This is a genomic window from Mesorhizobium sp. M1A.T.Ca.IN.004.03.1.1, from assembly GCF_003997555.1.
GTDB lineage: Bacteria > Pseudomonadota > Alphaproteobacteria > Rhizobiales > Rhizobiaceae > Mesorhizobium.
On the sequence record NZ_RZTV01000913.1, the window covers coordinates 1 to 244 of the forward strand.

1 protein-coding gene is annotated in these 244 nt (G+C 56.6%); it reads right to left on the reverse strand.

Annotated elements, in window-relative coordinates:
• A partial coding sequence (locus EOD29_RS34345) for a class I tRNA ligase family protein (RefSeq protein WP_164764071.1) occupies positions 1–244 on the reverse strand: 244 nt, incomplete at both ends.

The following is a 244-nucleotide window of genomic DNA, read 5'->3' on the forward strand; positions in this document are numbered from 1 at the left end:
CTTGCCGATGATCGACTTGTAGCGCTCATCCTCGGCATTGACGGCAACACCTGTATCGCCGAGCATCGTTTCCGGACGGGTGGTGGCAACGACCAGATAGTCGCGCGTTTCGCATTCGGTCGGCTTGCCTTCCTCGTCGAAAGCGATCGGATACTGATAGGTTACACCCGGCTCCAGCGGATAACGGAGATGCCAGAGATTGCCCTTGATTTCATGCTGTTCGACTTCAAGGTCGGAGATCGCC